The organism is Shigella sp. FJ200513, assembly GCF_040495915.1.
GTDB lineage: Bacteria > Pseudomonadota > Gammaproteobacteria > Enterobacterales > Enterobacteriaceae > ECMA0423.
In genome coordinates this window covers 1-606 of record NZ_JBDYCV010000273.1, presented here as the reverse complement: position 1 = coordinate 606, position 606 = coordinate 1, and the positions used below count along the sequence as shown (strand labels likewise).

Annotated in this window: 1 pseudogene; it reads left to right on the top strand. The window is 53.8% G+C overall.

What is annotated here, in order from left to right:
- A pseudogene (ipaH9.8, locus tag ABZJ92_RS22170) lies at positions 1 to 564 on the top strand (T3SS effector E3 ubiquitin-protein ligase IpaH9.8); the annotation flags it as partial.
- Between the last annotated feature and the right edge of the window lie 42 nt (positions 565 to 606).

Genomic DNA, 606 nt, shown 5'->3' with positions numbered 1-606 from the left:
GAAGGCCTTTTCGATAATGATACCGGCGCTCTGCTCTCCCTGGGCAGGGAAATGTTCCGCCTCGAAATTCTGGAGGATATTGCCCGGGATAAAGTCAGAACTCTCCATTTTGTGGATGAGATAGAAGTCTACCTGGCCTTCCAGACCATGCTCGCAGAGAAACTTCAGCTCTCCACTGCCGTGAAGGAAATGCGTTTCTATGGCGTGTCGGGAGTGACAGCAAATGACCTCCGCACTGCCGAAGCCATGGTCAGAAGCCGTGAAGAGAATGAATTTACGGACTGGTTCTCCCTCTGGGGACCATGGCATGCTGTACTGAAGCGTACGGAAGCTGACCGCTGGGCGCAGGCAGAAGAGCAGAAATATGAGATGCTGGAGAATGAGTACCCTCAGAGGGTGGCTGACCGGCTGAAAGCATCAGGTCTGAGCGGTGATGCGGATGCGGAGAGGGAAGCCGGTGCACAGGTGATGCGTGAGACTGAACAGCAGATTTACCGTCAGCTGACTGACGAGGTACTGGCCCTGCGATTGCCTGAAAACGGCTCACAACTGCACCATTCATAATCACATCGCATAAACCACAGACCGGACTGACTCCGGAAAAAC